Genomic DNA, 23,703 nt, shown 5'->3' with positions numbered 1-23,703 from the left:
CCTGCTGACTCATGAGGACTTACTCTCCTGATCCGGGGACTTAGGCTTTTCGCCATCTTTGCTTAAGCTGGTCGTGCTTGGAGCGGTCGGCGGGGTCGTAGGTTTAAAGTCTTCCTGTAGCTCCTGCTCGGCATCATGCAAGCCCGCCTTGACCTTGCGTTCATGCTCAGCCATGCGTTGATGCATTTCTTCCAGGCGCAGCTGTTCATTCACTTCATTCTGAATGCCCGAAACGGCCTTGCGAATACGGCCTACATAAAGGCCGAGGGTTCTTACCGCCTGGGGCAGGCGCTGGGGACCCAGCACCAACAGACCCAAAACAGCCAGGAGGACGAGCTCAAAAAAGCCGATATCAAACATAGTCTGTAGCGCTTACTTGCGCTCCTGTTCCCGATCTCGAACTTCTTCAGCCTTAACATCAATGGCGTCCTTGTCCGCTTTGGATTTTTCCAGACGCCCATCTTCCTGCTTGTTTTTCAGTTCGTCTTCCATTTCCTTCTCGCCATCTTTCATGGCGGATTTGAAGCCTTTAACGGCTCCACCCAGATCACCACCCAGGTTACGCAATTTTTTGGTTCCGAAAATCAGAATAATGATGCCCAGAACGATCAGTAGTTGCCAGATGCTAATGCCACCAAAGCCCATGTTTTTCTCCTGCTGTTTTCGTTGTTAGTTACTGGTTACGGCTGGCTTTTTCTTCCAGACCGGATATCCCCATACGTCTTGCCAGTTCATCCAGCACCTGCTGATGGCTGATCCCCAGATGGGAGAGCATAACCAGAGAATGAAACCAGAGATCCGCAGTTTCTGCAATGACCTCTTGGTGGTCCCCGCTACGCTGGGCATCCTTGGCGGCCAGGAGGGTTTCGGTTGCCTCTTCGCCTACCTTTTCCAGTATCTTGTTCAATCCCTTGGCATGGAGCTGAGCAACATAGGAAGTATCCGGAGAGGCTTGGCGTCTTTCATCCAGAAGCGCTTCCAGTTGCTGAAGAATATCACTCATAAATTGGTTAAACCTTAGGGTCATTCAAAAAGGAGCTAGCATAGCTTAAAGCGCCCGGCCACACCATCTTGCAAGCTTGGTCCTAACGTCGCACTAGCACCAACAAGCCTGCACCGGCCAGTGCCCAGGGAATCCACTCTTCATGCAGTAGCGGGGCCAGGTGTTCACCCACGCCGCCCGCCAGTCCGGCCAGCATCAGCAAGAGGCCCAGCAAAACCTGGCCATTGCGTTGACGCGAGCGGGCCATTTCCTGACGCATTTCTCGAAGCAATTGACGCTGTTCGCGCTGGCTTTCTTCCCAGGAACGTAACTGAGTCAGACTCTCGTGCGCCAGCTGTGGCAACTCGGGAATCTGCTCCAACCAATCGGGGAGTTTTTCCTTGGCTTTCAGCAGGATGCCACGGGGGCCGACACGCTGTTTCATCCAGTTTTCCAGGAAGGGCTTGGCTGTGGTCCAGAGATCCAGCTCAGGGTAGAGCTGACGCCCCAAGCCCTCGATATTCAGCAGGGTTTTCTGCAGCAAGACTAGCTGTGGCTGAACTTCCATATTAAAACGGCGCGCGGTTTGAAAAAGCCCCAGAAGCACCTGACCAAAGGAAATATCCTTCAGCGGTTTTTCAAAAATGGGCTCACAAACCGCCCGGATGGCTGCAGCAAATTCATTGGCGCGGGTTTCTTCACCCACCCAGCCGGATTCAATATGCAGACGAGCCACTTCATAGTAATCCTGCTTGAAAAAGGCCAGGAGGTTGCGCGCCAGATAATTCTGATCCTCGATGCTCAGGGAGCCGACGATGCCACAGTCAATGGCAATATAACGCGGACTTTCCGGCTTGCTGGTATCCACGAAGATATTGCCCGGATGCATGTCGGCATGAAAAAAGTTATCCCGAAAAACCTGGGTAAAAAAGATTTCCACACCCCTTTCCGCCAGCTTTTTCATGTTCACGCCATCGCGGCGCAGCTGATCCACATCAGCGACAGGCACTCCATAGATGCGCTCCTGCACCATGACGTTTTTGCGGGTAAAGGGCCAGTGAATCACCGGCACATACAAGAGTGCTGAATTAAGAAAATTGCGCTTGAGCTGTGAAGTGTTGGCTGCTTCCTTTTGCATATCCAGCTCATCCATCAAACTGATTTCATAGTCCGCCACAACTTCAACAGGATGCAGACGGCGTGAATCAGGCACCAGTTTGAGAACCAGATAGGCCAGCATGTAGAGAAGCTGCACATCCTTGCGAATAATGCGGCTGATACCGGGGCGGATCACTTTGACCACGACCTCTTCGCCAGTGTGCAGGCGCGCCGGATGCACCTGAGCCACCGAGGCTGAAGCCAGGGCCTCACTGCCGAATTCGGCAAAGGCTTCGCTAACCGGCATTCCCAGAGATTTTTCAATGGTCGTCTTGGCCAGTGCCGCCGGGAAGGGAGGCACCTGATCCTGAAGCCTCTTCAATTCATTGGCTACGTCGTCCGGAAGCAGATCCCGGCGAGTGGAGAGCATCTGGCCAAATTTGACAAAAATCGGGCCTAGCTCTTCCAAAGAGAGTCTCAGGCGCTCACCCCGGGTGTAATGACCCAGAGGAAAAAGACGTATAGGGTTGATTTTTAAGAGAAAAGCCAAAGGGGCAGGTAGGCGTTCAACAGGAATCAGGACATCCAGTCGGTAGCGAACAATAATCCAGGCAATTCTGAAAGCACGATACAAACGACCCACTAGTGATCCCCCGCTTGTTGTTGGGCTGTTTCCAGCAGGCGGATACGGGCTTCCAGGCGATCCACATCCATACGCAATTCATCCAGACTGTCTTCCAGCAGATGCCGACTGTTTTCTCCGGGCATCACTCCTGTTTCTTCTTCCAGGTAGTCCTTAAAATCCTGACGTGCTGCGTTAGCCGTTCTCTGGGTCCAGCCCAGCAACTGGGATAAACCGGCCTGAAAACCGGCCAGGGGCAGCGGGCCGGCAACCTGATTGAGCAGTTCACCGGCATCCAGCCCCAGCGCAGCCAGCAGACCCTGAAAGGCTTCCAGCTTCGCAGTTTGCCCACCAACCTTGACCTCGGGACTGAAAAGCACGGCTTGGGCATCGGGTCGAGTCGCCATCTGCAAGTAGGCTGGCAGGCTGGCTTCCATCCAGGCATCCGCCGTCTCCTCCGTTTGGCGGTAAAAGTACAGGCCTGAATCACTGACCTGAACAAACACCTGCCAGCCCTGGGGATGCACGCGCAGCTCAAAGAGGCTGCCACTGAGTTCTTGCAGACTCAGGGCCGTCGCCCCGCCTTGGGCAGCAGCCTGGCGTAGCAGCGGGTTGATCAGACTTTCCAGTGCAGTCAGTGCAGCCAGAGGTAATTGCATCGTTTCTTCCTTAAGCAGTGATTACAGCTTGATGCCCCGGTGTAAGGCCACAACACCTGACGTCATGTTGTGGTACTCCACTTCACTGAGACCCGCTTCTTCCATCATTCCCTTGAGAGTTTCCTGATCCGGATGCATGCGGATGGATTCGGCCAGATAGCGGTAAGAATCACTGTCACCGGCAAAGAGCTTGCCCATGAAGGGCAGCGCAGTAAAGGAATAGGCATCGTAAACCTTGCTCATGAGCGCATTGGTGGGCTTGGAAAATTCCAGCACCAGCAAGCGGCCACCCGGTTTGAGAATTCGGGCCATATCCTTGAGGGCGCGGCTTTTATCAGTGACATTGCGCAGACCAAAGGCAATGGTAATGACATCGAAGTGGTTATCGGGGAAGGGCAGGCTTTCGGCATTGGCCTGCACAAAACGAATGTTGCCAGCATAGCCCTTATCCAGCAGGCGATCCCGCCCCACCTTGAGCATGGAGGCATTGATATCGGCCAGATAAACCTCGCCTTCCGGCCCCACCAGACGCGAAAACTGCTGGGTCAGGTCACCGGTACCGCCCGCAATATCCAAGACTCGATGGCCCTTGCGTACACCGGAAAGCTCAATGGTGAACTTCTTCCAGAGACGGTGAATCCCCATGGACATGAGATCATTCATCAGGTCGTATTTGGCCGCTACCGAGTCAAAAACACCGGCCACCCGCTTTTGCTTCTCCTCGTAGGGAACTTCCTGATAACCAAAATCAGTCGTCTTTTTTTGCTGATCGTTTGTTTCTTGGCTCATGTCTGTGTCCTGAAAACTGTTGTGCAAATCACCTGTATCGCTAAGGAGCCAGGTGCCAACGGATCAGGGGGAGCAGGCTTTCCTGCCAGGCCCCTACCCTGCCGCTCATTAAAAATTCACTTACCGTCCTGCATCCACCGCCAGGGGAATCAATTTGGGCTGGCGGCTTTCTCCTGCGGCTTGCAACTGATCCAGGTAGTCCTGCCAGAGTTTTTCCTTGTTGCAACCCAGATGCCAGAGGTAGTCCCAGGTAAACAACCCGGAATCATGGCCATCATCAAAAGACAGCTTGAGGGCGTAGCGGCCGACCGGTTCGATCTTCCAGATACGCACCTCCTTTTTGCCCGTCTGCAGACGCGGCTGGCCATGGCCCTGCACCTCGGCCGAGGGTGACAGCACCCTCAGCAGCTCGGCAGAGAGTTCAAAAAACTCACCACTGGCATAGCTCAGTTCCAGGCAAGCCCGACTCTTGCTGTAGTTAATCTTGCTGGGTTGAGGGGCGGCCTCTTGCATGGCGAACTCCTAGAGAATATAGCGGGACAGGTCCTGATCCTGTGCCAGCTCTCCCAGTTGTTGATCAACATAGGCGGCATCCACCACCAGCTTCTCACTCAGACTGTCGGCATTGTAACTGGCTTCTTCCAGCAGACGCTCCATGACCGTATGCAAACGCCGCGCACCGATGTTGTCGGTATTTTCGTTGACCTGAAAGGCAATTTCCGCCAGACGATCTATGCCGTCATCGGTAAAGCTGAGATCCACCCCTTCAGTACCCATTAAGGCCGTGGCCTGACGAGTCAGAGAAGCATCCGGCTCGGTCAGAATACGGCGGAAATCTTCCGGCGTCAGGGCCTTGAGTTCAACACGAATGGGCAGGCGACCCTGGAGTTCGGGAATCAGGTCTGAAGGCTTGGCCAGATGGAAGGCACCGGAAGCGATAAAGAGAATGTGATCCGTCTTGATCATGCCGTATTTGGTGGTCACGGTGCTGCCTTCAATCAAGGGCAGCAGATCCCGCTGGACCCCTTCACGGGAAACATCGCTACTGGTGTTTTCACCCCGCTTGCAGACTTTATCCAGCTCATCCAGAAAGACGATGCCATTCTGTTCGACCAGATCCACCGCTTCGCGCTTGATTTCTTCTTCATTGATCAAGCGGGCCGCTTCTTCATCACGTACGATACGCAGGGCATCACGGATTTTCAGCTTGCGGGTTTTGCGCTTTTCCTGGCCCATGTTGGAGAACATGCTCTGCAGCTGCTGAGTCATTTCCTCCATGCCGGGCGGGCTCATGATTTCCACGCCCACCTGAGGACCAGCCACTTCGATATCGATTTCCTTGTCATCCAGCTGGCCTTCACGCAGTTTCTTGCGAAACAGCTGGCGGGTGGAGGATTCCTCGTTTTCGTGCAGGGGCTGGTTGTTGCTGTCGCGCGCCGGGGGTAACAGGGCATCGAGAATTCTTTCTTCAGCCGCATCTTCAGCACGGTGGCGGTTTTTCTTGATCGCCTCTTCACGCAGCATCTTCACGGCTGATTCAGCCAGATCACGGATGATGGTTTCCACATCCCGGCCGACATAGCCCACTTCGGTAAATTTGGTGGCTTCCACCTTGATAAAGGGGGCACGCGCCAGCTTGGCCAGACGCCGGGCGATTTCGGTTTTACCCACGCCGGTAGGACCGATCATGAGAATATTCTTGGGGGTGACTTCCGAGCGCAGGTCCGGGTCGAGCTGCATGCGACGCCAGCGATTGCGCAGGGCCAGGGCAACAGAACGCTTGGCTTCGGCCTGACCGATAATAAAACGATCCAGCTCACTGACAATTTCACGCGGGGTCATACTACTCATTTTTTCAGGCCTTCTATGGTCATGTCGTGATTGGTGAACACACAAATATCGCCCGCCAGACGCAGACTCTTCTCAACGATTTCTCTTGCTGGCATTTCGGTGTTTTCCAGCAGGGCACGGGCAGCTGCCAAAGCGTAGTTACCGCCCGAGCCAATCGCCAGGACACCATGCTCCGGCTCGACCACATCGCCAGTGCCGCTGATACACAGGGTTGCGGTTTCATCCGCTACAACCAGCATGGCTTCCAGCTTGCGCAGAGCCCGATCGGTGCGCCAGTCTTTGGCCATTTCCACGGCAGCACGAACCAACTGGCCCTGGTGTTTTTCCAATTGGCCTTCAAAACGCTCAAACAGGGTAAAGGCATCGGCTGTGCCCCCGGCAAAACCGGCCAGGATCTTGTCATGATACAAACGCCGCACCTTGCGGGCATTGCCTTTCATCACGGTATTGCCCAGGGAAACCTGACCATCGCCGCCCAGATAGACTTCATCATCACGACGCACACAAACAATAGTGGTCATGCTGTCTCCTTCAATTAATTGTTCTCGGGTTGCTGAGGGCTGACTGCAGCCGGAGCTGCGGGGTCAGCTTCAGCAGTTGTCTCGGTTGCCGCTGCTGCCGGAGCTTGCGAGGTTTCTGCGGGAGCCGGAGCAGCTTGTTCAGGCTCTTCTCTCAAGCGCAGCAGCATAAAATCGATACCCGCCGCCGCTAAATCATCCTGGGCCCGGGCCAGGTTACGGCGATCCTGGAAGGGACCGGCCTGAACCCGGTGCCAGATATCGCCTGACGGCGTTTCCACGGTATTGATCCTGACCTGGGCAAAGCCCAACTGAGTAATGCGCTGCTGCTGACGTATGGCATCCTGGGGCTGACTGAAAGACCCCACCTGCAACATAAACTTGGGTTGATCCGTGGCATCCCGCGGGGTGGATTCATAGGCTTCCACCTTGGGTGCAATGACTTCGCTTTCCGGCAAGAGGGTATAAAAATCAAAGCGGGGCTGATGCTCTCCACTAGCCGAATTTTCGGCGCGGGTCGCAGAAGCAGCTTCCTCGGCCACCGGATCAGCCACAGCCTCTTCGGTAGTCGCAGCAACCTGGGGCTCGGGCGAGGAATCCAGAGTCCGACCCAAGAGCACGCCCACGATCAAACCGATAGCCAACCAGCCCCAACCGGGCAGCCGCGACCAGATGCCGACAGACTCCGGCTGAGCGGCTTCCGGGGACCGGGGGGTTGCCCCCCGAACCCGGGCATCAGCGGTTTCAGTCGGGCTTTTCTTACGCGGCCGACTGGCAAAATCATGAGCCATGGTTCACCTCACTGGCCCTGGGGCCTCTTGATTACATGGATTCAGGTGCAGAAACACCCAAGAGCTGCAAGCCGCTGGCCAGCACCTGACGCGTTGCAGCCGCCAGAGCCAGTCGCGCGGAACGAACCTTTTCATCCTCGACCAGGAACTGGCAGGCGTTGTACCAGGAGTGCATGGCAGCAGCCAGTTCACGCAGGTATTGGGCAATCTGGTGGGGTTCCAGTTCCCGGGCGGCGATAGAAACCACTTCCGGGAAGCGTGCCAGCTGATTCAACAAGGCCTGCTCCTGCTCACTCTGCAGAGCGTCCAAATCGGTTGTTGCCAAAGTCCAGCTCATGCCCTTTTCTTGTGCCTGGCGAGCCACGCTGCACAGGCGTGCATGAGCATACTGAATATAGTAGACGGGATTATCATTGGTCTGGGAACGCGCCAGATCAATATCAAAGGTCAGCTGGGAAGTCGCAGCCCGCGCCGCCAGGAAATAACGAGTCGCATCACAACCGACCTCGTCAATCAAATCCCTCAGGGTGACATAGCTGCCTGCACGCTTGGAGATTTTCACCTCTTCGCCGCTGCGCATCACCGTCACCATCTGATGCAATACATAATCGGGCCAGCCTTCGGGAATATCAACCTCCAGCGCCTGCAGACCCGCGCGAACCCGGGTAATGGTGGAATGGTGATCCGCACCCTGCTCATTGATCACCTTACCAAAGCCCCGCTGCCACTTGTTCAGGTGATAGGCAACATCGGGCACAAAATAGGTGTAGCCACCATCGGTTTTGCGCATGACCCGATCCTTGTCATCACCAAACTCGGTGGTCTTCAGCCACAGAGCGCCACCGTCTTCATAGGTGTAACCCTTCTCAATCAGACGTTGCACGGCCTCTTCCACTTTGCCTTCTGCATAGAGCGAGGATTCCAGAAAATAGACATCAAAGGCCACACCAAAGGCCTTGAGATCCAGATCCTGTTCACGGCGCAGATAGGCCACGGCAAAACGACGAATAGCTTCCAGATCCTCGGCATCCCCGGCGGCTTTTACTTCCTGGTCATCGGCGGTGACGGTTTCCCCGTTCAGATAGGCGCGCGCAACCTCCTGGATGTATTCGCCGCGGTAGCCATCTTCGGGCCAGCCGGCATCTTCGGGTGTCAGCCCCTTGGCTCGAGCCTGAACCGACAGGGCCAGATTGGATATCTGGGCACCGGCATCGTTGTAATAGAATTCACGGGTTACCGACCAACCGGTGGCTTCCAGCAGACGACAGAGACAATCGCCCACGGCTGCACCGCGACCATGACCAACATGCAAAGGGCCGGTGGGATTAGCGGAAACAAATTCCACCTGCACCTTTTCGCCCTGACCCTGGTTACTGGTGCCAAAAGCAGCCTTTTGCTCCAGGATTTCCTTGATGACCGCCGTCTGGGCACTGGTGGATAAAAAGAAGTTGATAAAACCCGGCCCGGCAATTTCCATCTTGCTGACCTGCTGCATGAACTCACCATTAGCCTCGAGGCGCTCAACAATTTGTCCGGCCAGCTCGCGCGGATTCATTCCGGCCTTTTTGGCAGACATCAGCGCCAGGTTACTGGCCAGATCACCATGAGCCTTGTCCTTGGTGTTATCGATCTGAATGCGGGGCTGAAAATCTTCGGGCAACAAGGCTTCGGATTTAAGCTGGGAAACAAGCTGATCTAACTGGGAAGTAATAAAGGCTTTCATGAAATTGAACGGACCTTGCAGATTTGCGGGTTAGTGAAAATAAGCCTGCCATTATCCAAGGAAGGCCGACAAAAGTCACCCGTCAAGGGCGGCGTTGCGGCCAGTCATTTCTCTGAATCAGCGGCAGATAGTAGTTGTACTGGTCGCGGGAGATATAATTGGCCAAACGCATCCCCCGCAGGATGCGCTGATACTTGCGCTGCAAACCCGAGGTCAGGTTGCGATTCTGAAACAGGGAATAGTGATAACGCCGGGGACTGGGCAGCATCAGCGCCAGATAAGCCCCTTCGGCGGCATTAATCGCCGCTGGCGGCTTACCGAAGTAATAGCGACTGGCCGCATCCACCCCATAGATATCCGGGCCGAATTCCGCCACATTCAGATAGAGCTCAAGAATTTCGTTTTTCGAGAAGTTGGCTTCCAGACGCCGGGTGATCACTGCCTCGCGCAGCTTGCGGTAATAGCTTTGTTGGGGGGTCAAAAACAGATTCTTGACCGTCTGCTGACTCAGCGTACTTCCCCCAAAGGCTGTTTCTCCGCGGCGCAAGTTGGTGATAAACGCATCCAGCAGGGCATCATAATCCAGCCCGCGATGTTCGAAAAAGCGAGCATCCTCGGCCATGACCACCGCATAGAGCAGATCCCGATTAACCCGTCGCAAAGGCGTCCAGCGGTAGTGGGCATTCGGTGCTTCCAGCCGCGCCTCGACCCGCTGTTCGGCCTGGGCCTGCAAATTGGCAAAAGACTGCTCCGCCACACCGGGTAGAGTATAAAAGAAGAAAAAGATGCCACTGCCCAACAGCAGAATAAGCGCCAGACTCAACCAACCCAACCAGTAAACCAGGCGGTTCAGCCACTGCCAGGGCAAAAGCAACCAGCCCAGCAGCTTCTCCACCAGGGGATGGCGATTCTTTTTGCGGGTTGCTTTCTTTTTCCTCGAAGCCGGGGGCATAGATATCCTTGTTCAAACCAGCGATTACCTGACCAGCCAGGCCCTTTTCTATGCTGACCAAGGGCAGCGAAGGCTTGCTGGTAGTCATCTAAAAACACTTGCGATTATTCACTGACCACCAACCAACTTCAACAGAGAAACTGTTAAAATGCTTTCCCTTTATTGATCGCAACCCAGCGGAGCCCCATGTCCATTTCCTTTGTCCATCTGCGCCTGCATTCGGAGTTTTCTCTGGTCGATGGCCTGGTTCGTCTCAAGCCCTTGATCAAGAAAGCCCAGGCCCTGCATTACCCGGCCCTGGCCCTGACGGATGACAGCAATCTCTTTGCCCTGGTGAAGTTTTACAAGGCTACCCAGGGTGCCGGGATCAAGCCGCTGATTGGTAGTGACATCTGGGTGCAGGAAGAGGAAGGCGCACCGGCTTACCGCCTGACTCTCTTGGCCATGAACAACCTGGGTTACCGCAATCTGACTGAACTCCTGTCACGCGGTTGGCTGGAAGGTCAACGTGATGAAAAGGCCTTTATCCACCCCCAGTGGTTGCAGGAAAAAGCAGCAGGGCTTCTGGCTCTGTCCGGGGCCAAGGAAGGTGAAGTTGGCCAGCTATTACTGGCCGGGCACAAGGAGATGGCAGCCCAGCGCCTGCAACACTGGATGCAGGTCTTCCCCGATGCCTTCTATCTGGAAGTACAGCGCACCCGACGCCCGGGCGACGAAGACTGCCTGCACGCCAGTGTCGAGTTGGCCGCGCAGCTGGATTGCCCGCTGGTGGCCACCAATGACGTTCGCTTTATGGAGCGCAAGGATTTCTGGGCCCATGAAACCCGCGTGTGCATCGGTGACAGCCGCACCCTGGACGACCCCCGCCGGGAAAAGCGTTATTCCGAAGAGCAGTACCTGAAAAGCCCCGAAGAGATGCAGGAGCTGTTCAGCGATCTGCCCGAAGCCCTAGAAAACACGGTCGAAATCGCCAAGCGCTGCAATGTCGACATCCGCCTGGGTGAATACTTCCTGCCCGAGTACCCCATTCCCGAGGGCATGACCCAGGATGAATTCTTCCGCCAGATCTCCCATGAAGGACTGACACGCCGCCTGGAAAAACTCTTTGATACCCAGCGCCCGGATTTTGCTGAAATCGAGGCCCGCTATCGCAAACGCCTGGATTTCGAGCTGGATACCATCCTCGACATGGGTTTCCCCGGCTACTTCTTGATCGTTATGGACTTCATCAAGTGGGCCAAAAACCACCAGATTCCGGTCGGCCCGGGGCGGGGTTCGGGGGCAGGCTCGCTGGTCGCCTACTCCCTGGAAATCACCGACCTGGACCCCATCGGCTACAGCCTGCTGTTCGAGCGTTTCCTTAACCCCGAGCGGGTCTCCATGCCCGACTTTGATATCGACTTCTGCATGGATGGTCGCGACCGGGTGATTGAATATGTGGCCGACACTTACGGCCATGCGGCGGTATCCCAGATCGCCACCTTCGGCACCATGGCCGCCAAAGCGGTGGTTCGTGATGTCGCCCGAGCCCAGGGCAAACCCTATGCCGTGGGTGATCGCCTGTCGAAGATGATTCCTTTTGAAGTGGGCATGACCCTGGAAAAAGCCGCTGAAGAGGTGGAAGACCTGGGCCTGCTGGAAAAAGCCTACCAGACCTCCCAGGAAAGAGAGCTGACCGACCAGGATCTGGAAGAACTCGACCAGGAGGGCCTGGAAGTCTGGAGCATGGCCCGCGAACTCGAAGGCATCACCCGTAATACCGGCAAGCACGCCGGGGGTGTAGTGATCGCGCCCACCAAACTGACCGACTTTGCCCCGCTGATTGCCGAAGAAGACGGCAGCGGTCTGGTGGTGCAATTCGACAAAAACGACGTGGAAGATGCCGGTCTGGTCAAATTTGACTTTCTGGGTCTCAGAACCCTGACCATCATCGACTGGGCCCTCAAGGATGTCGATAAGGTGCGCGCCCTGGATGGCCAGCCGCCGCTGGATATCTCCACGATCCCACTGGATGACAAGCTCACCTTCGATCTGCTCAAACGTGCCGAGACCACCGCGGTTTTCCAGCTGGAATCCCGTGGCATGAAAGAGCTGATCAAAAAGCTTCAGCCGGACAGCCTGGAAGACATGATCGCCCTGGTCGCCCTCTTCCGCCCCGGCCCCCTGCAATCCGGGATGGTGGATGACTTTATCCAGCGTAAACACGGTCAGGCCCCCCTGGCCTATCCCCACCCGGATTACCAACTGGAGATGCTGCAACCGGTACTGGAACCCACCTACGGGATCATCCTCTACCAGGAGCAGGTCATGCAGATTGCCCAGGTCATGGCCGGTTTCACCCTGGGTGGTGCGGACATGCTGCGCCGGGCCATGGGTAAGAAAAAACCCGAAGAAATGCAGAAGATGCGGGCCATTTTTCTGGAAGGCAGTCAGAAAAACGGCATCGATGCCACTCTGGCCGGGCAAATCTTTGATCTGGTAGAAAAATTCGCCGGTTACGGTTTTAACAAATCCCACTCGGCCGCCTATGGTCTGGTCTCCTACCAGACGGCCTGGCTCAAAGCCCACTACCCTGCCCCCTTCATGGCTGCGGTTCTCTCCACGGAGATGAACAACACCGACAAGGTCGTGATGCTGGTCGAGGAAGTCCGTGCCATGCAACTCACCATCACACCGCCGGATGTAAACCAGGGCAGCTGGCGATTTACCGTCAACAAGGAAGGCCAGATCGTTTATGGTCTGGGAGCAATCAAGGGCGTGGGTGAAGGTCCGGTTGAAGCCGTGGTTGAAGCCAGAAATGAAGGCGGCGCTTTCAGCGACCTTTTTGATTTCTGCACCCGGGTCGACATGAAACGCCTCAATAAACGCAGTATCGAGGCCCTGATCCGCAGTGGCGCCCTGGATCAACTGGCTGATGGCCGCCACCTGCTGATGTCAGCGCTGGATGATGCCCTCAAGGCCGCCGAACAAACCAAACACAATGCCAATATCGGCATGGATGACCTCTTTGGGGAAATCCTCGCCGGCGATCAACCCAGCGAAGCTGAATCCACCGACCCCTATGCCGACTATCGCGCCCTGCCGCAGTGGACCGACAAACAGCGCCTAGCCGGGGAAAAGGAAACCCTGGGCCTCTACCTGACCGGCCACCCCATCGATGAATACGAGCAGGAATTAAAGCGCTTCGTCGGGGGCAAGATTGCCAAACTCCAGGCCTCCCGCGAGAGTCAGCGGGTTGCTGGCCTGGTGGTGGCGCTGCGCACCATGAAAAACAAACGCGGCGACACCCTCGGCTTTTTAACCCTGGATGACCGCTCGGGTCGAATCGAAGTGGCGGTCATGGGAGAAACCTTTGATCGTTACCAGCATCTGCTGGAAAAGGACACCCTGCTGATCGTCGAAGGCGAAGTGCGAGAAGACAGCTTTACCGGCGGGCTGGCCCTGCGTTGCAAGGAGATCACTGCCATGGCCGATGCCCGCAGCCGCTATGCCCGCGCTGTGGAAATCCGCCTGGATGAAAATCAATACACCCCAGGATTTGCTGATCAGCTGGAAACCACGCTGACCCCCTATCGGGTCAGTGAACAGGGTCTCAACCTGGAAATTGCTTTTCACAGTCAGGTGGGTAGTGCCCAGCTTTGCTTTCCCGAAAACTGGCAGGTGATCCCGCATGACCACCTGCTGGAAGAGCTGATGCGCCACTTCGGAAAGGACAGAATTCGACTACTCTATAAGGCATAATTTTTGAGTCTTGCGCGCTTTTCCACTATAGTAGCAGCAGATTTTTACCTGCTTACGCTCACCCAAAACCAGTAGATATCATGAATCTTAACTATCTTGATTTTGAACAACCCATTGCCGACCTGGAAGCAAAGATCGAAGAACTTCGCCTGGTGGGCAATGATACTGATGTCAACCTGACAGACGAGATCACCCGCCTGCAGGAAAAAAGCACCAAGCTGACCGAGCAGATTTTTTCCAACCTGAGTTCCTGGCAGGTATCCCAGTTGTCGCGCCATCCCATGCGTCCTTATACGCTGGACTATCTCAATCTCCTGTTTGATGATTTTGATGAACTCCACGGTGATCGCCACTTTTCCGATGATGCGGCCATCGTCGGCGGCATGGCTCGTATCGACGGGCGTCCCGTGATGGTGATCGGCCACCAGAAAGGCCGTGACGTTAAAGAAAAGGTTAAGCGCAACTTTGGTATGCCTCGTCCTGAAGGCTACCGTAAAGCCCTGCGTCTGATGGAAATGGCCGAGCGCTTCAAGATGCCGATTCTGACCTTCATCGACACCCCTGGCGCCTACCCAGGTATTGATGCTGAAGAGCGCGGCCAATCCGAAGCTATCGCCTTCAACCTGGCGGCCATGTCCCGCCTGGAAACACCCATCATTGCTACCGTCATTGGTGAAGGTGGCTCCGGTGGTGCTCTGGCCATCGGTGTTTGCGATGAACTCATGATGCTGCAGTATTCCACCTACTCGGTCATCTCGCCTGAAGGCTGCGCCTCCATCCTCTGGAAAAGCGCCAGCAAGGCTTCTGATGCTGCCGATGCCATGGGTCTGACTGCCTCGCGTCTGAAAGAGCTGGGCTTGGTGGATACCCTGGTGCCCGAACCTCTGGGTGGTGCACACCGTAACCCCGAGAAGATGGTTGAAAGCCTCAAGGCCTCTCTGCTCCAGGCACTGGACAAGCTCGACAAAAAGGACACCGACGGCCTGCTGGAGCACCGCTACCAGCGCCTGATGAGCTACTCCTCACTGGAAAGCCTCAACAAATAAGCCTTCTATGAACCTTCCGGTTCAGCAACTGCAGCAGGCTCTGGAACAACTGGAGCCTGCTGCAAAGCCACTCCAGATTTGTATTGCCTTCAGTGGTGGCCTCGACTCCCGCGTACTCTTGGAAGCCGCCTGGCAACTACAACAGCAAAACCCCAACGACCTGCAGCTCAGAGCCCTGCATATCAATCACCAGCTCTCTGATCAGGCTGACGCCTGGGCTGATTTTTGCCGCCGTTGTTGTGAACAAAAGCAGTTACCTCTGACAATCCATCCGGTTCAACCCAACGACTACCCTGGCTCCAGCCTCGAAGCCAGAGCCCGCCAAGCGCGTTATCAGGTCTTTGCCGAGCAACTCCAGGAAGGTGAATACCTGCTGCAGGCCCATCATCGCAAGGATCAGGCAGAAACCCTGCTATTACGGTTGTTAAGAGCTGCAGGCACCCTGGGCCTGAGCAGCATTCCAAGGCAACGCCCCTTGGGCCGAGGCCAACTGCTGCGCCCTTTTTTGCATCTCAGCCGTGAAGATCTGGAACTAGCTGCCCATGAGCAACAACTGCAATGGGTGGAAGATGACAGCAACCAAAGCAACCGTTTTGATCGCAACTTCATCCGCCTGCAAGTACTGCCGCTACTACAAGAGCGCTTCCCTGCCTGCGAGGAAAACCTGGCCGAAGTGGCTCGCCTGGCCACCCAGAGCAACCAGCTCAACCGTGACCTGGCTGAACTGGATCGACAACATCTGCAACCTTCCACATCCGCAGCTCTGCCGGTTCAAGCACTGCTGCAACTGCCCAAATACCGACAGATCAACCTTCTGCGTCACTGGCTTTTGGATCGTGGCCTGACGCCGCCCGGCAAACACCTCTGGGCAGAACTGCAAAAACTGCTGCAGGCTCGCCAGGATGCCCAGCCTCAACTCAGTTGGGGAGATTCCCAGGCACGTATCCAGGCCCGCCGTCATCAAGATCAGCTGTTTATCCAACCTGAAAAAGCCTTCGCACCCCTGCCCGCAAATTGGCAGCTTGACTGGGATAACCGTTCACCTCTTGAGACCCCCTGTGGATGCTTTGACTTCCAGCTGCGCCAGCAAGCTTCTGACAATCTTCCCAAAACCCTTCGAGTCACCGCCCGCCAGGGTGGAGAAAAAATCCGCCTACCCAGGCGCGGCAGCCGTGACGTCAAACGCCTGCTTCAGGAAAGCGGCCTACCCCCCTGGCAACGCCAACAACTCCCCTTTATCTGGCAGGGAGAAGAACTCATCGCCGTGGGTTCACTACTGATTGCCGAAGGCTGGGAAGCCTTGTAAGGTTAAAGAGGTATTAAAGAAACAGGGAAGATGAGCCATGCTCAACACGGAAGACCAACGCGACTGGTTACTGGAACTTCTGGCCTGGTGGGCAGGCCAGATCACGCCAAGCCAACTGGCTGAACACTGGCAAGTCAGCCGACAACACGCCAGCCAGCTGTTAAAGCGCTATATATCAGCCTATCCAGACAACCTTGCCTATGACCCCGCCAGCCAAACCTACCACCCCACCTCAACTTTTCAGCCTCTGCAAATCAACCTGGATGCCCACGAATACCTCAACTGGGCGACGGGGTTAAATCATCCCCAACCCCAGCCAGTACCACCCCATCTGGCTCACGAAATCCTGCAACAACCACGAAGACGGATCACCCCGCAAATCCTGCGCCCCCTGATTCAAGCCCTGCGCGAAAACCGCCGCCTGGATGTCGATTACTTTTCATTGGCGAACCCGGATGACCAGGGCCGCAATATCGTTCCCCACCATTTTGTACACAACGGTCAACGCTGGCACCTGCGCGCCTGGTGTGAAAAAAGCCAAATCTTTAAAGACTTTGTACTCAGCCGCTTTAGCGGTCAGCCCGAACTGCTGGATACCTCTCACGTCACGCCAGATCAGGATGTAGCCTGGAACACCCAAATCACCCTGATCCTACAGCCTGATCCTCGTTTAAACCCAAAACAAAAACGGCTACTGGAAGAAGAGTACCTGATGGAAAACGGGCAACTGCAACTCACCACCCGCGCCTGCCTCGCCAACTACCTGCTCAAAAACCTGCAAATTCACCCACGCATCCTGGAAGGTGAACCTGAAGCCCAGCAACTGGTACTCGTCAACAAAAACGACATCAAACCCTGGCTATTTGGGTGAAATCAATATGAAAGATGACCTGTAGCAAAGAGAGGTTCACCTGGGTGTCAGATTTGCTGACACCCGGCTTTAGTCGAAATTGCATGAACCGCGGCATAGGTGCAGGGTAGTATAAAAGGAGAAAGCAATGGATGATTTTTCACCCTCGGATTTAAAAACAATTTTGCACTCCAAACGTGCCCATATTTACTACCTGGAACATTGCCGAGTTCTGGTAAAAGGCGGGCGGGTGGAATATGTCACCGATGAAGGTAAGCGTTCACATTACTGGAATATCCCCATAGCCAATACAACAACTGTTTTGCTGGGCACAGGCACCTCCATCACCCAGGCTGCCATGCGTGAACTGGCCAAAGCCGGTGTTCTAGTCGGGTTTTGTGGAGGCGGTGGGACGCCACTTTTTTCCGCCAACGAAGTGGATATTGAAGTCGCTTGGTTTTCACCACAAAGTGAGTACCGACCCACCGAATACCTTCAAGCCTGGGTCAGCTTCTGGTTTGATGATTCTCAACGTCTTCAAGCAGCCAAGCTCATTCAGCTGGCACGCATCGAACAGCTTAAAAAACACTGGCTCAATAATCGCCAACTGCGTGAACAAGGCTTTGCTGTTGAGCCAGAACTTCTCCAGTCACTACTTGAACAGCACCATAACCGGGTCGTGGAAGCCATTGATACCAACCAGCTTCTAACCGAAGAAGCGCGACTCACCAAGCATCTCTACAAAATAGCCGTCAACCTTCTGCAATACGGCGACTTCACCCGCGCCAAACGGGGTTCAGGCAGCGACCCGGCTAACCGTTTTCTTGATCACGGCAACTACCTGGCCTATGGCCTGGGAGCTACAGCCACCTGGGTTCTGGGTTTGCCTCATGGCCTAGCGGTACTTCACGGCAAAACTCGGCGAGGTGGCCTGGTTTTTGATGTTGCCGACCTGGTCAAAGATGCGCTGATTTTACCCCAGGCTTTCCTTTCTGCTGCTCGTGGTGATGAAGAACAGGAATTCCGCCGCAACTGTATTGAATCCCTGACCCGTGCCGAAGCTCTGGATTTCATGCTGGACACCCTGAAAGATATTGCCATGAAATTAGGGGGTGCCAAACCATGAATGTGTTGATTGTCTCCCAATGCAGCAAGAATGCACTGACAGAAACCCGCCGTGTGCTGGATCAATTTGCTGAACGCCGAGGCGACCGTAGTTGGCAAACTCCGATCACCTGGGATGGTCTTTTGACTCTTCGAAAGCTGCTTAAAAAAACCGCTCGCAAAAACACGGCGGTTGCTTGCCACTGGATCAGGGGTAAGGATCACAGTGAGCTGATGTGGGTTGTGGGTGATACCAGTCGCTTTAATGCAGAAGGCGCCGTTCCCACCAATACCACCAGTTTGGATATTCTGAGAAAAGAAGATGAAAACGACTGGCATACTCTGGATACCCTGGCTTTGCTCGCTGCTATTGCAGGGCTTTTCCACGATTTTGGTAAAGCCAACAAGTTATTCCAGGGCAAACTCAATCCTAAAAAGAAGAAAACACTGCAAAGCGAACCCCTAAGGCACGAATGGGTTTCCTTACGCCTTTTTATGGCGTTTGTTGGAGAACTGAAGGATCAAGAGTGGCTGGAAAAGTTGAATCTGGCTTCAGCTGAGATGGAAAATGAGCTGCTTGAAAAGCTGGAAAAAGACACTAGCCAAAGACCCAAAGCGCCTTGGGCTAAGTGGACAAACCAGCCCCTTGCCTTAACCGTTGCCTGGCTGATCGTCAGTCACCACCGACTTCCTGTATTTCCCAAGGGAAAAAGCGAGAACCCAGAAGATTCAAGACCCGTCAACGAACCACCTAGCGCACGAGTAGACCAGTGGCTACAACGCAGTTTTAACGCTGGCTGGAATTCACCGCAACTTTACAGTGACTGGAAGCCCGAAGACTGGCAAGGCGTGTGGGAATTCCCACAAGGCACACCCTTACGCAGCAAAACCTGGTGTAATAAAGCGCATAGCCTGGCAAAGCGAGCCTTGAAAGCCAGCAGCCTGAAAAAACACCCGGGCTTGAATGACCTCTACACCAGCCACCTTGCTCGAATGGTTTTAATGCTGGCTGACCATATTTATTCAGCCAGTGATCCCACAAGCATCTGGCAGGATAAAGCTTACAAAGCCTATGCCAATACGGATCGCGAAACTAGCCAACTCAAGCAAAAGCTGGATGAGCACAACCTGGGTGTCGCTCATCAGGCTTACCTGCTTGCACGAAGATTGCCTGATCTTTCCAGGCAACTGCCTGCCATTACCCGTGTTAAAGCCCTGAAAAAAAGAGTAACCATCAGTCGTTTTCGCTGGCAAGACAAGGCCTATGACCTGGCAAGAAGCCTTGGACCGCGCTCAGAAAAACAGGGGTTTTTTGGTGTCAATCTGGCTTCAACAGGGTGCGGGAAAACCTTTGCCAATGCCCGGATCATGTATGGCTTAGCCAATGAGCAACGAGGCTGCCGCTTTAATGTTGCCCTGGGTTTAAGAACTTTGACCCTGCAAACGGGTGATGCATTAAAAGAAAAGCTGCAACTCGACAAGGAAGACCTGGCCACCTTGGTCGGCTCCCAAGCCGTTAAAGTGCTTTATGACCAGGCCAAAGAAAATTCAAAGAAAACTGAAGACTCTTCATCTGTCTGGGAAAAAATGGGCAGCGAATCAGCTGAGGAACTGATGGAGTCTGACCTACATGTTCACTATGACGGGATACTGGATGAGAACTTGTCGAATTGGTTAAGAGCCAGCCCAAAACTCCAACAACTGGTCAGTGCCCCGGTACTGATCAGCACCCTGGATTACCTGATGCCTGCAACTGAAGGAGCCAGAGGCGGACGTCAAATTGCCCCCATGTTGCGGTTGATGACCTCGGATCTGGTATTGGATGAACCGGATGATTTTGGCTTGGAAGACCTACCAGCACTCTGCCGCCTGGTTCACTGGGCTGGCCTGCTCGGCTCACGTGTACTGCTTTCATCAGCAACTCTGCCACCGGCACTGGTTGAAGCTCTGTTTTCTGCCTATAAGGCTGGCAGACACGGCTACTTGCAAGCCAGAGGCGAACCATCCGAGCAAGCCAACGCCCTGCCCTGTGCCTGGTTTGATGAATTCAACTCAGTCAGCCATACCCTCCAGAACGAACAGGATTTTGCGGCAGCTCATACGGAATTTGTAAAAAACAGAATCAAGGAACTGGCAAAAAAACAGCAAAAAGAAGCTCCCCTGCGCTGGGGTCAACTTCTGGATGTCAGCAGTGAGACCCCTTCTTCGGAAGAGGTGGCACAAGGCTTGGCTGACTCTTTTCATCAGGAACTGCTTGTGTTGCATGACCACCACAAACAACCTTCTGGTGGCCAGGTTGCAGGTAAAGAGATTTCCTTTGGGCTGATTCGTATGGCCAACATCAACCCCCTGGTTGCCGTGGCTCAAAAACTACTCGCCAAGCCCTTACCTGAAAATTATCGCCTGCACTTTTGTGTCTATCATGGCCAATACCCGCTATTGATGCGCTCACGCATTGAAAGGGTTCTGGATGAAATTCTTAACCGCAATAAGCCTGACAAAGTATGGGAAAACTCGGTGATCACCGATGCTCTGAATCAGGGCGATGAAACCCAGCATATTTTCATTGTTCTTGGTTCAGCAGTTACTGAGGTGGGGCGTGACCATGACTATGACTGGGCCATTGCCGAACCCAGCTCCATGCGCTCATTGATCCAGTTGGCTGGACGCATTCAACGCCACCGGCAAATGGCACCCCAGCACCCTAACCTTCTGATACCCAGAAAGAACTTCAAAGCCCTGCAAAACAAAAAACCGGCTTACCTGAAACCTGGCTTTGAATCCGAGGACTTCCAACTGCTATTTCATGATCTGAAAGAGGTTCTGAAAGAAAGTCAGTATCAGCATATCAATGCCACCCCCAGACTCTTGCGTCGCAAAAATCATGATCCAGCTAATAATCTCGCTGACCTGGAACACGAACACCTGGCCGCCAAGCTAGAATTTGCTGCCCTCTGGTGGCAGTCCAACCCTACCTGGAGTTATGAACTCCAAAGGCGCACCCCCTTTCGTCAAAGCAGCCCGGATGAATTGCTACTGCTTTATCAGGAAGATGAACTGGACGAGTTAAAGTTTCACTCCTGGCAGCCTGGGGAGAAACCCAACAGTCAAGACCAGCGGTTTCATTCAGTAGATCTGCACTTGGCTGATCGCATTCAGCCTTGGGTCAACACTAATCCTCAAGAGCTAATTGATGAACAAGCCGAAAGACAGGATGAAGAAGTAGCGACCATCTGCAAAAAGTTTATGCAAATCCGTTTAAGGGCTGAACAGCAGTGGCATTACCACGCTCTGCTGGGCATCCACCAAGAGCTTAAATAATAAGGAGTCTTTCCATGCAAGAGCAGGAAATAACACTGACTGATAAGGTTCTGGAGTACATCAACAACCGCCTGAATGACAAGCTGGAAAAGCACGACAAGGAGATGGACAAAGTTAGGGCCACAACTGATCAAGACCAGTTGGAAAAACTACAGGGCCAGCGTGAAAATTTGCTGGAGCAGTTCAAGACTCATATTTGGCTTACCGATGCAGCCAAGCGAGCCAAGCAGATCAGCATGGTCACTCATGCGGCCAAATACACTCACTCGGATACTCGCAGCTCAGGGGTTCTTTTCTCAAAGAGCTCAACAGAACCGCCAAAAAATCATTGCCTTTCTTCAGCCAGTCTCTCAAGTTTAGATGTTGACGTAGTTGGTAATGCTGCTGCGCTGGATGTTGCCCGCGTTTTACAACTGGAATCCGGCAAAAACAAACTGCTGGATGAAATCGCCAGAGGGCAGAGCCCTGCACTTGAAGCCTTGTCTCAATCTGATGAACAGTACTTAGAGTGGCTGGAGGGCTTCAAAGCAGCCCTTCAGGATAAGCAAGTTCAATCCGGCCAGTTGACCAAGCAAGTCTATTTTCCACTCGAAAATGGTCACTATCACTTGATCAGCCCACTTTATGCCAGCTCCCTTGCACATCAGCTTCACCAAAAGATCACCTCCGCTTTCTTTTCTGAAGAAACCAAGAGAGCCCGTGAAGCGCGCAAGAAAGAACTTTACGACCCTCGAACCCTGGTATTTTTTCCCAACCTGGCTGTCCAGGCTTTTGGTGGTACCAAACCCCAGAATATTTCTCAGCTCAATACACAACGCTATGGCAAGGGATACCTTTTATCTTGCCAGCCACCCTCCTGGACAACTCAAGACTTTTTGCCCCGAAAAGGCGACGAGGCTTTTTGGAAAGAATTGACTCGTCGTACCTGGCCCCTGGCAAAACGTCTGCAAAAGCATTTAGCCATTAGCTTTCAACGCAGCAGCACTCTCCCCATTCGTCAGAAGCGTGAACAACTCGTTGATGATCTGATCGACCAGCTTCTCCAATTGGCTGCTGAAATTCAAAGCAAAAAGCAGAGCGCGGGCTGGAGTCTTGATTCTGATTTACCTTTTGCTGAACAACTCTGGCTTGACCCCTTGAGAACAGAACAGGATGCAAGTTTTGCCTTGGAAAGAGAAACAGGCGAATGGCAAGGAGCAGTTGCCAGAAATTTTTCTCTTTGGCTTAACCATGCCATTAACCAAACCAAAATCAGGAAATCCCAGACCAAACTGACCACCGGGGAGGATGAATTCAATGAATGGAAAAAACTGGTTGAACAAAAACTCAAACTCTTGAAAGAAGACCTGGAGGCCAGCCTATGAAGTCCTTACTGATATTGGAACGCCTGCGCGTGGAGAATGCCAATGCCATTTCAGGTATAACCTGGGGCTTCCCGGCCATCACCAACTTTCTGGGTTTTACCCATGCTTTGTCTCGCTTCACCCAAGAAAGACAAAGCGTGTCTTTGGGTGGTTGCGGCGTGATTTGCCATTGGCATCAAGTTAAAGCGCATCAACCTGGCGGCTATGGAGAACATGTTTTTGGACTTACCCGCAACCCCTTGATCATGAAAGGCAAAGAAGCTGTCACTGCGCCCTTCAATGAAGAAGGCAAAATGCACCTTGAAGTCAGCCTGCTAATCGAATGTGATTTTGATGTTTATGACCTCCCTGCTGAAACAGGTAACGATGAAGAAGACATTGAACTTTTCACCAGAACAATCGAGGAAAAACTGCTGACCCTACGATTGGCGGGAGGAAGCATTCAGAGCATCCAGCAGGTTCGCTTTGAAACTCTGCCGGAAACCACCGAAGAACAACAGAAGTGGACGCGCAAAAAGCTGCTCAAGCTACTGCCCGGTTTTGCTTTGGTTGATCGCAGCGAATTATTGACTGAACATTTTCAGCAACTTAAAGAAGAGCAACCTGAGGCAGAGCTTCTGGATGCCTGGCTGGACTTTGCTGCCTTGAAGTACCAGGCCCGGCCTGACCCGGATGCTGAAGAGCTGACGGAAAAGACTCCGGCCACCTGGGAACTACAACCCAAACCTGCTGAAGGCTGGCTGGTACCCATCATGACCGGCTATCAGGCCATTTCACCACTCTACGAACCGGGTGAAGTGGCCCACACACGTGACCCTTCAGTGCCTTTTCGCTTTGTTGAGTCAGCCTACGGTATAGGCCAATGGCTCAGTCCTCACCGCATCAAAAAACTGGAACATCTTATTTGGCGTTATCACCAAAAAGATGACAGCTATCTGGGTATTAATCACTACCAACCGGAAGCACCGATTCAATAAACAAGCAGA

The 23,703-nt window shown here is 53.9% G+C and carries 20 protein-coding genes; 8 read left to right on the top strand and 12 right to left on the bottom strand.

The annotated features are described in order from the left end of the window. Positions 1 to 9: 9 nt before the first annotated feature. From tatB to DFK18_RS06155, 12 genes are all read right to left on the bottom strand, one after another. The gene (gene tatB, locus DFK18_RS06210; protein ID WP_114417370.1) at positions 10 to 360 is read right to left on the bottom strand and encodes a Sec-independent protein translocase protein TatB; all 351 of its coding nucleotides are present in this window, start codon (positions 358 to 360) and stop codon (positions 10 to 12) included. A gap of 12 nt (positions 361 to 372) precedes the next feature. After that, positions 373 to 645 (bottom strand): Sec-independent protein translocase subunit TatA, encoded by a 273-nt coding sequence (gene tatA / locus DFK18_RS06205; RefSeq protein ID WP_114417369.1) that lies wholly within the window; start codon positions 643 to 645, stop codon positions 373 to 375. A gap of 28 nt (positions 646 to 673) precedes the next feature. Next, positions 674 to 1,003, bottom strand: a complete 330-nt coding sequence (locus DFK18_RS06200; RefSeq protein WP_114417368.1) for a phosphoribosyl-ATP diphosphatase — start codon at positions 1,001 to 1,003, stop codon at positions 674 to 676. A gap of 82 nt (positions 1,004 to 1,085) precedes the next feature. Further along, positions 1,086 to 2,723, bottom strand: coding sequence for a ubiquinone biosynthesis regulatory protein kinase UbiB (gene ubiB, locus DFK18_RS06195; protein ID WP_245944339.1), 1,638 nt, complete (start codon positions 2,721 to 2,723; stop codon positions 1,086 to 1,088). Then, positions 2,723 to 3,361 carry a ubiquinone biosynthesis accessory factor UbiJ gene (locus tag DFK18_RS06190; RefSeq protein WP_114417367.1) on the bottom strand — a complete coding sequence of 213 codons (639 nt, stop codon included), beginning with the start codon at positions 3,359 to 3,361 and terminating at the stop codon, positions 2,723 to 2,725. Before DFK18_RS06190 ends, ubiB begins: the two co-directional genes overlap by 1 nt. 21 nt (positions 3,362 to 3,382) lie before the next feature. Then, positions 3,383 to 4,150 carry a bifunctional demethylmenaquinone methyltransferase/2-methoxy-6-polyprenyl-1,4-benzoquinol methylase UbiE gene (gene ubiE, locus DFK18_RS06185; protein ID WP_114417366.1) on the bottom strand — a complete coding sequence of 256 codons (768 nt, stop codon included), beginning with the start codon at positions 4,148 to 4,150 and terminating at the stop codon, positions 3,383 to 3,385. A gap of 120 nt (positions 4,151 to 4,270) precedes the next feature. Then, positions 4,271 to 4,663: a gamma-butyrobetaine hydroxylase family protein gene (locus DFK18_RS06180; protein ID WP_114417365.1), complete on the bottom strand. Its 393-nt coding sequence runs from the start codon at positions 4,661 to 4,663 to the stop codon at positions 4,271 to 4,273. A 9-nt stretch (positions 4,664 to 4,672) separates the two neighbouring features. Continuing rightward, the gene (hslU, locus tag DFK18_RS06175; protein ID WP_114417364.1) at positions 4,673 to 6,001 is read right to left on the bottom strand and encodes an ATP-dependent protease ATPase subunit HslU; all 1,329 of its coding nucleotides are present in this window, start codon (positions 5,999 to 6,001) and stop codon (positions 4,673 to 4,675) included. Further along, complete coding sequence (gene hslV, locus DFK18_RS06170; RefSeq protein WP_114417363.1) at positions 5,998 to 6,522, bottom strand: ATP-dependent protease subunit HslV; 525 nt, start codon at positions 6,520 to 6,522, stop codon at positions 5,998 to 6,000. Before hslV ends, hslU begins: the two co-directional genes overlap by 4 nt. A gap of 14 nt (positions 6,523 to 6,536) precedes the next feature. Further along, positions 6,537 to 7,310, bottom strand: a complete 774-nt coding sequence (locus DFK18_RS06165) for an SPOR domain-containing protein (protein ID WP_114417362.1) — start codon at positions 7,308 to 7,310, stop codon at positions 6,537 to 6,539. A gap of 31 nt (positions 7,311 to 7,341) precedes the next feature. Next, positions 7,342 to 9,033, bottom strand: a complete 1,692-nt coding sequence (gene argS / locus DFK18_RS06160) for an arginine--tRNA ligase (protein ID WP_114417361.1) — start codon at positions 9,031 to 9,033, stop codon at positions 7,342 to 7,344. Positions 9,034 to 9,115: 82 nt separating this feature from the next. After that, a complete protein-coding gene (locus DFK18_RS06155) occupies positions 9,116 to 9,985 on the bottom strand; it encodes a biosynthetic peptidoglycan transglycosylase (RefSeq protein WP_114417360.1) in 870 nt (289 codons plus the stop codon). Positions 9,986 to 10,171: 186 nt separating this feature from the next. On the opposite strand from DFK18_RS06155, the gene dnaE reads away from it, so the two are divergent. From dnaE to csy2, 8 genes are all read left to right on the top strand, one after another. Next, positions 10,172 to 13,726, top strand: coding sequence for a DNA polymerase III subunit alpha (gene dnaE / locus DFK18_RS06150; RefSeq protein ID WP_114417359.1), 3,555 nt, complete (start codon positions 10,172 to 10,174; stop codon positions 13,724 to 13,726). 80 nt (positions 13,727 to 13,806) lie between these two features. Beyond that, positions 13,807 to 14,772, top strand: a complete 966-nt coding sequence (gene accA / locus DFK18_RS06145; RefSeq protein ID WP_114417358.1) for an acetyl-CoA carboxylase carboxyl transferase subunit alpha — start codon at positions 13,807 to 13,809, stop codon at positions 14,770 to 14,772. A 7-nt stretch (positions 14,773 to 14,779) separates the two neighbouring features. Continuing rightward, positions 14,780 to 16,078, top strand: coding sequence for a tRNA lysidine(34) synthetase TilS (gene tilS, locus DFK18_RS06140; protein WP_114417357.1), 1,299 nt, complete (start codon positions 14,780 to 14,782; stop codon positions 16,076 to 16,078). Between the two features lie 37 nt (positions 16,079 to 16,115). Beyond that, complete coding sequence (locus DFK18_RS06135) at positions 16,116 to 16,949, top strand: WYL domain-containing protein (RefSeq protein WP_114417356.1); 834 nt, start codon at positions 16,116 to 16,118, stop codon at positions 16,947 to 16,949. Positions 16,950 to 17,076: 127 nt separating this feature from the next. Beyond that, positions 17,077 to 18,054: a type I-F CRISPR-associated endonuclease Cas1f gene (gene cas1f / locus DFK18_RS06130; RefSeq protein ID WP_114417355.1), complete on the top strand. Its 978-nt coding sequence runs from the start codon at positions 17,077 to 17,079 to the stop codon at positions 18,052 to 18,054. Beyond that, a complete protein-coding gene (cas3f, locus tag DFK18_RS06125; RefSeq protein WP_114417354.1) occupies positions 18,051 to 21,353 on the top strand; it encodes a type I-F CRISPR-associated helicase Cas3f in 3,303 nt (1,100 codons plus the stop codon). The genes cas1f and cas3f overlap by 4 nt, the downstream gene beginning before the upstream one ends. A gap of 14 nt (positions 21,354 to 21,367) precedes the next feature. Continuing rightward, positions 21,368 to 22,717, top strand: a complete 1,350-nt coding sequence (gene csy1, locus DFK18_RS06120) for a type I-F CRISPR-associated protein Csy1 (RefSeq protein ID WP_114417353.1) — start codon at positions 21,368 to 21,370, stop codon at positions 22,715 to 22,717. Beyond that, positions 22,714 to 23,694, top strand: a complete 981-nt coding sequence (csy2, locus tag DFK18_RS06115; RefSeq protein WP_114417352.1) for a type I-F CRISPR-associated protein Csy2 — start codon at positions 22,714 to 22,716, stop codon at positions 23,692 to 23,694. The genes csy1 and csy2 overlap by 4 nt, the downstream gene beginning before the upstream one ends. Positions 23,695 to 23,703: the final 9 nt, after the last annotated feature.

The sequence above is a fragment of the Marinospirillum perlucidum genome, from assembly GCF_003336805.1.
Lineage (GTDB): Bacteria > Pseudomonadota > Gammaproteobacteria > Pseudomonadales > Halomonadaceae > Marinospirillum > Marinospirillum perlucidum.
The sequence above is the reverse complement of the archived record's forward strand: the minus strand, read 5'-3'. Positions and strand labels throughout refer to the sequence as shown.

Coding starts and splice junctions, on each gene's coding strand:
- tatB (WP_114417370.1), bottom strand. CDS start 360: ATGTTTGATATCGGCTTTTTTGAGCTCGTCCTCCTGGCTGTTTTGGGT.
- tatA (WP_114417369.1), bottom strand. CDS start 645: ATGGGCTTTGGTGGCATTAGCATCTGGCAACTACTGATCGTTCTGGGC.
- DFK18_RS06200 (WP_114417368.1), bottom strand. CDS start 1,003: ATGAGTGATATTCTTCAGCAACTGGAAGCGCTTCTGGATGAAAGACGC.
- DFK18_RS06190 (WP_114417367.1), bottom strand. CDS start 3,361: ATGCAATTACCTCTGGCTGCACTGACTGCACTGGAAAGTCTGATCAAC.
- ubiE (WP_114417366.1), bottom strand. CDS start 4,150: ATGAGCCAAGAAACAAACGATCAGCAAAAAAAGACGACTGATTTTGGT.
- DFK18_RS06180 (WP_114417365.1), bottom strand. CDS start 4,663: ATGCAAGAGGCCGCCCCTCAACCCAGCAAGATTAACTACAGCAAGAGT.
- hslU (WP_114417364.1), bottom strand. CDS start 6,001: ATGAGTAGTATGACCCCGCGTGAAATTGTCAGTGAGCTGGATCGTTTT.
- hslV (WP_114417363.1), bottom strand. CDS start 6,522: ATGACCACTATTGTTTGTGTGCGTCGTGATGATGAAGTCTATCTGGGC.
- DFK18_RS06165 (WP_114417362.1), bottom strand. CDS start 7,310: ATGGCTCATGATTTTGCCAGTCGGCCGCGTAAGAAAAGCCCGACTGAA.
- argS (WP_114417361.1), bottom strand. CDS start 9,033: ATGAAAGCCTTTATTACTTCCCAGTTAGATCAGCTTGTTTCCCAGCTT.
- DFK18_RS06155 (WP_114417360.1), bottom strand. CDS start 9,985: ATGCCCCCGGCTTCGAGGAAAAAGAAAGCAACCCGCAAAAAGAATCGC.
- dnaE (WP_114417359.1), top strand. CDS start 10,172: ATGTCCATTTCCTTTGTCCATCTGCGCCTGCATTCGGAGTTTTCTCTG.
- accA (WP_114417358.1), top strand. CDS start 13,807: ATGAATCTTAACTATCTTGATTTTGAACAACCCATTGCCGACCTGGAA.
- tilS (WP_114417357.1), top strand. CDS start 14,780: ATGAACCTTCCGGTTCAGCAACTGCAGCAGGCTCTGGAACAACTGGAG.
- DFK18_RS06135 (WP_114417356.1), top strand. CDS start 16,116: ATGCTCAACACGGAAGACCAACGCGACTGGTTACTGGAACTTCTGGCC.
- cas1f (WP_114417355.1), top strand. CDS start 17,077: ATGGATGATTTTTCACCCTCGGATTTAAAAACAATTTTGCACTCCAAA.
- cas3f (WP_114417354.1), top strand. CDS start 18,051: ATGAATGTGTTGATTGTCTCCCAATGCAGCAAGAATGCACTGACAGAA.
- csy1 (WP_114417353.1), top strand. CDS start 21,368: ATGCAAGAGCAGGAAATAACACTGACTGATAAGGTTCTGGAGTACATC.
- csy2 (WP_114417352.1), top strand. CDS start 22,714: ATGAAGTCCTTACTGATATTGGAACGCCTGCGCGTGGAGAATGCCAAT.